The organism is Kitasatospora sp. NBC_01300 (assembly GCF_041435235.1).
Taxonomy (GTDB): domain Bacteria; phylum Actinomycetota; class Actinomycetes; order Streptomycetales; family Streptomycetaceae; genus Kitasatospora.
The window spans coordinates 5,647,416-5,655,000 of the sequence record NZ_CP108408.1; the positions used below are offsets into that span (position 1 = coordinate 5,647,416).

Sequence of the window (7,585 nt, forward strand, 5' to 3'; positions counted from 1 at the left end):
ACGTGGACAGCTGGATCTGGTGGCTCCTGGCCGCCGTCGGGCTCGGCATACCGCTGGTGCTGACCGCGATGCCGGAGTTCGCCATGTTCGCGGTCGGTGCGCTGGTGGCCGCCGGCGTGGCCGGGCTGGGCGGAGACGCGGTCTGGCAGACCCTGGTCTTCATCACGGTCTCGGTCTCGCTGCTGGTCTTCGTCCGCCCGATCGCCTACCGGCAACTGCGGCAGGGCCCGCACATCAAGATGGGCATCGAGGCGCTCCAGGGCGCCACCGCGGTCGTCGCGGAAACCGTCGACGGGGAGGGTGGACGGATCAAGCTGAACGGCGAGATCTGGTCGGCCCGCGCGCTCCACCCCGACAGCGTGTACCAACCGGGGCAGCAGGTCGACGTCGTCGAAATCCAGGGCGCGACCGCCCTGGTCATCTAGGGGAGAGTCCGTGGAACCCGTCCTTATCGTTTTGGTCGTCCTGGTCGTGGTGGCCTTCATCGCGCTGATCAAGACGATCCAGGTCATCCCGCAGGCCAGCGCCGCGATCGTGGAGCGCTTCGGCCGCTACACCCGGACGCTCAACGCAGGCCTGAACATCGTCGTCCCGTTCATCGACCGGGTCCGCAACCGGATCGACCTGCGCGAGCAGGTCGTGCCGTTCCCGCCGCAGCCGGTGATCACCCAGGACAACCTGGTGGTCAACATCGACACGGTGATCTACTACCAGGTCACCGACCCGCGCGCGGCCACCTACGAGGTCGCCAGCTACATCCAGGCCATCGAGCAGCTGACCGTCACCACGCTGCGCAACATCATCGGCTCGATGGACCTCGAATCCACCCTGACCTCGCGCGAGGTCATCAACGCCGGTCTGCGCGGCGTCCTGGACGAGGCCACCGGCAAGTGGGGCATCCGGGTCAACCGCGTCGAGCTGAAGGCGATCGAGCCGCCCACCTCCATCCAGGACTCGATGGAGAAGCAGATGCGAGCCGACCGTGACAAGCGCGCCGCGATCCTCACCGCCGAGGGCCAGCGGCAGGCCCAGATCCTCAAGGCCGAGGGTGAGAAGCAGGCCGACGTGCTCCGGGCCGAGGGTGAGGCGCAGGCCGCGGTGCTGCGCGCCGACGGTGAGGCGGCCGCGATCCGGACGGTCTTCGAGGCCATCCACGACGGCGACGCCGACCAGAAGCTGCTCGCCTACCAGTACCTCCAGACCCTGCCCGAGCTGGCCAAGGGCGACTCCAACAAGCTCTGGATCATCCCCAGCGAGGTCGGCGACGCCCTCAAGGGCCTCGGCGGCGCCTTCGGCGGGCTGACCGGCAACCCCGGCGTCAACGGCGGCGCGGTCGCCGCCCCGAGCGTCCCGCAGGCGGCCCCCGCGGCCACCCAGGTGCCGCTCGACCCGGCGGCCGGCCCGCGCCCGGTGGACACCGAGAAGGGTGCCGCCCGCCCCCGGGTGGACCCGGCCCGCGAGTACCGCAAGATCGACCCGGAGTGACCGGCTGAACCGTCCGGCCCGGGGGCCCGCCACCGCATGGTGGCGGGCCCCCGGCGTGTGGCGGTCGTGGTGCGTGGCGGTCGCGGCGCGTGTCCCGAATCGTGGGCGGCCCTGGTCCGACCGGCGGGCCGTCCGGCATGATCCCCCCGGACAGGACCGAGAGGAGAGGTGACCCATGACGCTCTGGGAGGGCATCGCCGTCCTGGTGGCGGGCGTCGGCGCCGGGATGATCAACGTGATCGTCGGCTCCGGCACGCTGATCACGTTCCCGGTGCTGCTCGCCATCGGGATTCCACCGGTCACCGCCAACGTCTCCAACACCTTCGGCCTGGTGCCCGGTTCGCTCAGCGGCGTGATCGGCTACCGCCGCGAGCTGGCCGGCCAGGGCCACCGGCTGCTGCGCCTGGGCACCGCCTCGCTGCTCGGCGGGCTGGTCGGCGCGCTGCTGCTGATCAGACTGCCGAAAGGCGCCTTCGACGCGATCGTCCCGGTACTGATCCTGCTCGCCCTCGTCCTGGTGGTGATCCAGCCCAAGGTCGCCAAGGCGGTCGCCGCCCGCCGCCGCCCCGACGGGGACCCGGACGGCGGCCTGCTGCTGTTCGTCGGCGTCTTCCTCACCGGCATCTACGGCGGCTACTTCGGCGCCGCGCAGGGCGTCCTGCTGCTGGCGCTGATGGGCATCCTGCTCCAGGAGGACCTGCAGCGGATCAACGCCGTGAAGAACGCGCTGGCGATGGTCGTCAACGGCGTCGCCGCGCTGTTCTTCCTGTTCACCGCCACCGTCAACTGGGCGGCCGCCGGCCTGATCGCGGCGGGCTCGCTGGTCGGCGGCCTGCTCGGCGCCAAGGTCGGCCGCCGCCTGCCGCCGGCCGCGCTGCGCGGGATCATCGTGGTGGTCGGCCTCGCCGCGGTCACCAAACTGCTGCTGAGCTGACGAGCCGAGCATCCGTCGGGGGGCGTCTGCCGGGGGCTGCCGCCTGCCAGGGGCTGCCGCCAGTCGGGGGCTGTCCGTCAGCGGCTGTGTCGTCCGGTGCGGAGGGCCCCGGCTCGGTATGTTCCTCGCAGTGCACGCCTGACCGGACGACGAGACGACGAACGGAAGAGCTTCGATGAGCAGCAGGGCACGGCTGAGCGAGGACGAGATCACGGCGGCCCTGGCCGCACTGCCGCGGTGGACCAGGGAGGGCGACAGCATCGTCCGCGCGGCCGACGCCCCCGACTTCCCGGCGGCGATCCGGGTGGTCGTCGCCGTCGCCGAACAGGCCGAGGCGCTCGACCACCATCCCGACGTCGACATCCGCTGGCGCACCCTGCGCTTCGTCCTCTCCACCCACAGCGCGGGCGGGCTGACCGGCCTGGACTTCACCCTGGCCGCCCGCATCGACGAGGCGCTGAACGCGGAGTCCGCGGGCTGACCTCCCCGACCCCCGAGGCCGGGGCGGCGCGCTCGAACGGGCGTGAGATGCTGACTGCCGCATCGGCAGGCGGCTCGGGAGGGACGGGAACGGATGGCGCAGGAGCCCTTCGGAGACGCCCAGCAGCAGCCGTGGTACCCGCAGGGCCAGCAGGCCTGGCCGGGCGGCGGGCACCAGGAGCCGCAGCCGCAGGACCACCCGCAGCAGGAGTACTGGCAGACGGCGGCTGGCTACGGCCAGGGCGGGTACGGGCAGGGCCTGCCGTACCCGCAGCAGGACGGGCAGGGCTCGCCGTACGGACAGGACCCTCAGTACGCGCAGACCGGCTACGCCCAGACCGGGTACGCCGAGGGCGGCTACGTCCAGGGTGGCTACGCCGAGGGGCAGTACCAGCAGTACCAGCAGCACCAGCCGTACCCCGACCACGGGCAGCAGCAGTACGCGCCGTACGCCGTCCCGGAGCAGCCTGCGGGGGAGGGGCTGTACGTCCCGGTGGGGGCGGAGTACTCGGCCGACGGGTACGTGCACATCGAGGATGCCGAGCCCGCTCCGGTGGAGCCGTCCACGGAGCCGGAACCCGAGCCGGACACGACGCCCGAGGCCGCGCCCGTCGCGCCGTCGCGGGCTGCCGCCCGTCGGGGCAGGTCCCCGAAGGGTGGCTCCCCGAAGACGGGCTCCCCGAAGACGGGCTCGCCGAAGGCAGGCTCCTCGACGGCGGGCTCTTCGCTCTCGGCCAGGGCCCGCGCCGCCGCCGGGGCGGTACTCACCGGCGAGCACGTGCCCAACCGGCGGACCCTGCTGGTGCGCACCGGCGCCGGGGTGGCCGCGCTGGGCGTGCTGGTCGCGGCCGGCCTGATGGTCGGGGCCGAGGGCGGCGGCAACGCGGCCGCCAGCAGCGGCGGGGAGCCCGGTTTCGCCGTCGCGCACACCAAGGTGTGGTCCGCCCAGCCCGCCGCGTCCGGGTCGTCGGGTGACGACACGCTGGTCGGCAGCTGGCTGCTGGCCGATGCGGTGGTCCGCGCCGACGCCGCCGGCGTGCGGGCCTACGACCTCGCGGCCGGCAAGCCCGTCTGGTCGGTCGAGCCACCGGCCGCCGGGGCCGTCCCGTGCGGGCTGTCGGCGGGGGTCAACCAGGCGGGGCTGGGCGCGGTGCTGTTCCGGGCCCAGGCCGACCCGAAGAGCCCGTGCACGCTGGTCGCCGCCGTGGACACCAAGACCGGCAAGACCGCGTGGACGAAGACCGTCTCGGACGCCAAGGGCGCGTACGGCGCGCGGATCGGCGTCACCGAGGACAAGGTGATCGCGGTCGGCGACGACCGGGCGATCGCCTGGGAGTCCGCGGACGGCAAGGACGTCTGGCAGTACACCGGCCAGGGGAAGTTCTGCACCCTGTCCGGCGGCGTGACCGACAAGACCGTGCTGGTCGCCTCCTCCTGCGCCGACTCGACTCCCGCCGACCAGGCCGTCGCACTGAACACGGCGGACGGCAAGGTCAGTTGGTGGCGCGGCCTGAACAACCGGCCGAAGACGGTGACCGTGCTGTCCGCCGAGCCGTCCGTCGTCCTCACCACGGGCGAGAAGCCGGAGGACGACCGGGTGTTCTCCTGGGGCGCGGGCGGGGACCCGGCCGCCGAGATCCCGGTGGTCGGCGACGGCGGCCGGCTGGACGTCGGCCACGGCACGTTCTCGGCCACGCCCGAGGTGTTCTTCCAGAACCGCACGATGGTCACCACGCTCGTCCCGGCGAACGGCGGCGGACCGGTCGCGGCGGTCGGCTACGACCTCGACACCGGCAAGCAGCGCTGGAAGGCGCCGACCGCCGCCAAGGGCACCGTCCGGGCGGTCGGCGTCGACGGCGGCGCGCTGGTGCTCGCCGCCGACGAACGCCGCGACCAGCCCGCCCGCCTCAGCAGGTTCCCGCTGGCCGGCGGCCAGGAGGCGACCGGCGGCAACTTCCCGCAGGGCACCGGTTCGCTGCTGGTCTCCGGGCGGGTGCTGATCGGCGGCGGGCGGGTGGTCGTGATGCCCGAGCACTCGGCCAACTACGGCACGGCGGCGGGTTACCAGGCGAAGGGCTAGCCCGGGCCGCAGCTCGCGGCGGCGCTCACGCGGCCGGGACGGCTGTCGGAGCGGGCTGGCCCGGCACGGCCGGCAGCCAGTCGGCCAGCTCCCGGGCCTCCGAGCCGCGCAGGCCGAGCGCCAGCATGAGGGTGGCCTGCGGGGTCGGCACGAACGGCCGACGCAGCAGCCTCATCCCGGCCTGTTCGGGTGTCCGGTCCGCCTTGCGCTGGTTGTCCTCCGGGCACGCGGCCACGGTGTTCAACCAGCTGTCCTCCCCGCCGCGCGACCTGGGCTGCAGGTGGTCCACCGTGGTGGCCCGCCGCCCGCAGTACGCGCACAGGTGCTGGTCCCGGGCCAGGACACCCCGCCGCGACCACGGCGCCTGTTGTCGGAACGGCACTCTCACGTAGCGCTGCAGCCTGATCACCCGCGGCACCGGGATGCTGACGCCCGTCCCCCGGACCGTGCGCAGCGGATGCGCCTGCTCCACCACCGCCTTGTCCTGGAGCACCAGGACGACGGCGCGCTGGAGCGACACCGTCGTCAGGGGCTCGTAGCTCGCGTTCAGAACCAGCGTGTTGCGCACTCGGCACACCCTTCTCCCGGGCGTGCCACGGCGGCACGACCGTCTCCACACACGTCACTGCCGCCGCACGGCGGTGACACCACTCTGAACGGGCCCACAGCCGACGAACAACGGAATTTCCGGTATCGGGCAGGCGCCGGAGCGGCTGGGAGACGGGCGCCGGAGCGGCCGGGGGAGGAGTGCGGCACGACGCTCGGGGAAAACCCGCTGGCCCCGACCGCGTAGGCTCTACCACGCTGGAGTCGTACCGACCCGGGGTCCGAGAGAACGGGCCGCCACCGGGCGGGCGCCCGATCGAAGGAGAAGCGTGACCGTGACGGACATCGTCGACGAGCTGCGGTGGCGGGGGCTGATCGCCCTGTCCACCGACGAGGACGCACTGCGCAAGGCGTTCGCGGACGGCCCGGTCACGTTCTATTGCGGCTTCGACCCGACGGCCCCCAGCCTGCACCTCGGCAACCTCGTGCAGATCCTCACCATGCGCCGCATCCAGCAGGCGGGAAACCTCCCGCTCGGCCTGGTCGGCGGCGCCACGGGCCTCATCGGTGACCCGAAGCCCACCGCCGAGCGTGTCCTCAACGACCCCGAGACCGTGGCCGGCTGGGTCGAGCGGCTGCGGGGCCAGATCTCGCGCTTCCTCGATTTCGAGGGCCCCTACGCGGCGCGCATGGTCAACAACCTGGACTGGACGTCCGGGATGTCGGCCATCAGCCTGCTGCGCGACGTGGGCAAGTACTTCCGCGTCAACAACATGATCGCCAAGGAGGCCGTCGCCCGACGGCTCAACTCCGACGCGGGCATCAGCTACACCGAGTTCAGCTACCAGATCCTGCAGGGCATGGACTACCTGGAGCTGAACCGCCGCTACGGCTGCACCCTGCAGACCGGTGGCAGCGACCAGTGGGGCAACTTGACCGCCGGCACGGACCTGATCCGCAAGGCCGACGCCAAGTCCGTGCACGCGCTGGCCACGCCGCTGATCGTCAAGGCCGACGGCACCAAGTTCGGCAAGACCGAGTCCGGCACGGTCTGGCTCGACCCCGAGCTGACCACCCCGTACGCCTTCTACCAGTTCTGGCTGAACGCGGACGACCGGGACGTCCCCAACTTCCTGCGGATCTTCAGCTTCCGCTCGAAGGAGGAGATCGAGGAACTGGAGCGCGAGACCACCGAGCGCCCCGCCGCCCGCCTCGCCCAGCGAGCCCTCGCCGAGGAGCTCACCACCCTCGTCCACGGCGCCGAGCAGTACGAGCGCGCGGTCGCCGCGTCCAAGGCGCTGTTCGGCCAGGGCGACCTCGCCGACCTGGAGGCGCCGACCCTGGCCGCCGCCCTGGCCGAGGTCCCGAAGGCCGAGGTGGCCGAACTCCAGTCGGTGGTCGACCTGTTGGTCGCCGTCGGCCTGGCGCCGAGCCGTTCGGCCGCCCGCCGCACGGTCAAGGAGGGCGGCGCCTACCTCAACAACGTCAAGGTGACGGACGAGGAAGCGGTGCCGGCCGAGGCCGATCTGCTGCACGGTCGCTGGCTCGTGCTGCGCCGCGGCAAGCGCAACCTGGCGGCGGCGGAGCTGGTTCCGGCTACGGCGTGACCGAAACACGACGCCGCTGAGCTGCGGCTTCGACATACGAGGGCGGGATCCAGCCGGATCCCGCCCTCGGTGTTTGACGATGTCGTCCGGGTGGCCTAGTGTTGAACGAGTCGCTGATGCGGCCACCCCACTCTGCAGGACCCACCCCCACCTCGACACCCATTCACATGGGTTTGTTGGCGTTCCCGTCAACCGTGGTGAGTGTGAATTTCGGGCAACAACCGAAATGCGCTAATGTGGAGGCCGTCGCGGAAAGCGGCCCGACCAGTTCGGGAAATCGGATGAATGAAACTCCGGAAAACGGAGCGGAAAACATCTGGTAAGCTGGAAACACGAAAGAACGAAGCGCCCGGAGGGCCCGCTGGAAGGCGGTCCGAAGGAAGTGTCCGTTCCTTGAGAACTCAACAGCGTGCCAAAAGTCAACGCCAGATATGTTGACATCCCCGGCCTCAG

Annotated in this window: 7 protein-coding genes; 6 read left to right on the forward strand and 1 reads right to left on the reverse strand. The window is 71.9% G+C overall.

From position 1 onward, the window contains the following. The first annotated feature begins 14 nt into the window (after positions 1-14). The 5 genes from OG556_RS25090 (at position 15) to OG556_RS25110 (ending at position 4,979) form a co-directional block, all read left to right on the forward strand. Entirely contained in the window at positions 15-425 is a 411-nt protein-coding gene (locus OG556_RS25090; RefSeq protein WP_371522875.1) for an NfeD family protein, read from the forward strand. A 10-nt stretch (positions 426-435) separates the two neighbouring features. After that, positions 436-1,485 carry an SPFH domain-containing protein gene (locus tag OG556_RS25095; RefSeq protein ID WP_363589446.1) on the forward strand — a complete coding sequence of 350 codons (1,050 nt, stop codon included), beginning with the start codon at positions 436-438 and terminating at the stop codon, positions 1,483-1,485. A 175-nt stretch (positions 1,486-1,660) separates the two neighbouring features. Continuing rightward, the gene (locus OG556_RS25100; protein ID WP_371519533.1) at positions 1,661-2,419 is read left to right on the forward strand and encodes a sulfite exporter TauE/SafE family protein; all 759 of its coding nucleotides are present in this window, start codon (positions 1,661-1,663) and stop codon (positions 2,417-2,419) included. Positions 2,420-2,594: 175 nt separating this feature from the next. Next, positions 2,595-2,900 carry a 4a-hydroxytetrahydrobiopterin dehydratase gene (locus OG556_RS25105; protein ID WP_350887574.1) on the forward strand — a complete coding sequence of 102 codons (306 nt, stop codon included), beginning with the start codon at positions 2,595-2,597 and terminating at the stop codon, positions 2,898-2,900. A gap of 93 nt (positions 2,901-2,993) precedes the next feature. Further along, complete coding sequence (locus tag OG556_RS25110) at positions 2,994-4,979, forward strand: PQQ-binding-like beta-propeller repeat protein (RefSeq protein ID WP_371519537.1); 1,986 nt, start codon at positions 2,994-2,996, stop codon at positions 4,977-4,979. Positions 4,980-5,004: 25 nt separating this feature from the next. Here OG556_RS25110 and OG556_RS25115 read toward each other — a convergent pair whose 3' ends face one another. Next, on the reverse strand, positions 5,005-5,547 hold the full coding sequence (locus OG556_RS25115; protein WP_063349641.1) for an HNH endonuclease: 543 nt from the start codon (positions 5,545-5,547) through the stop codon (positions 5,005-5,007). Positions 5,548-5,860: 313 nt separating this feature from the next. Here OG556_RS25115 and tyrS point away from each other — a divergent pair, with 313 nt between their 5' ends. Next, the gene (gene tyrS / locus OG556_RS25120) at positions 5,861-7,132 is read left to right on the forward strand and encodes a tyrosine--tRNA ligase (RefSeq protein ID WP_063351463.1); all 1,272 of its coding nucleotides are present in this window, start codon (positions 5,861-5,863) and stop codon (positions 7,130-7,132) included. The last annotated feature ends 453 nt before the right edge of the window (positions 7,133-7,585 follow it).